Annotated in this window: 1 protein-coding gene and 1 pseudogene; both read right to left on the reverse strand. The window is 67.4% G+C overall.

Going from position 1 to position 752, the window contains the following annotated elements:
- On the reverse strand, positions 1-358 hold a 358-nt coding region (locus A5691_RS15625; protein WP_156675524.1), incomplete at its 3' end, for an NAD(P)-binding protein.
- 76 nt (positions 359-434) lie between these two features.
- Positions 435-752, reverse strand: a pseudogene (locus A5691_RS28350) (TetR/AcrR family transcriptional regulator); the annotation flags it as partial.

Consider the following 752-nt stretch of genomic DNA (forward strand, 5'->3'; position numbering starts at 1 on the left):
GCGGCATGTACACGTAGGACTCGACATCGCAGGCAATCCCCGGGTACCGGTTCCAGTACCAGGTCCCGCCCACGTCGGCCGCCCGGTCGATGAGCCGCACGCTGTCGACGCCGAGCTGACGCAGCCGCACCCCCGTCAACAGCCCGCCGAATCCGGCGCCGATCACCGCGACGTCGACTTCGTCGGTCAGCGGCTCGCGCGTGAATTCACCGTCTGCCCAGGGGTCGTCGGCGAAGCGCGCGAATGCCCCCGCCGTCTCGACGTACTGAGCGATGCCGTCCGGGCGCAATCGGCGCGCGCGCTCTTCCGCGTATTTGCGTCGCAGCGCGTCGACGTCGAACGACACGGTTTCAGTCAAGGCCCGGTCCTCTCGTGGCCCGACTATATAATCAATCGCTTGATCATATCAAGGCGGTGCCGTGTCGGCCCCGCCGCTATCCGCGCCCGCCGGCGAACAACGTTCCGCTGATCATCTTCTTGGCCGAGTCGAGCGCGGCGTGATAATCGCGCGGCGGCGACGTGGCCCCCAACTCGACCAACCCGTAGATGAGCGCGTAGAGGGCCTCGACGACGCTGTCCCGATCGGAAGGCCGCGACAGTTCGCCCTGCCGGTAGCCGTCGTCGACGACGCCCTCGATGATCTCGCGGAAAGCCTGAAATCCCGTTCCCCCGTCCATGTGCCGATCGGGGCCGACCACTCCTTCGGCGCGGATGACCCACTCGAAGGCGGCGAGATCTGGATCCCAGCGCCG

The sequence above is a fragment of the Mycobacterium sp. E183 genome (assembly GCF_001667735.1).
Taxonomy (GTDB): Bacteria; Actinomycetota; Actinomycetes; order Mycobacteriales; family Mycobacteriaceae; genus Mycobacterium.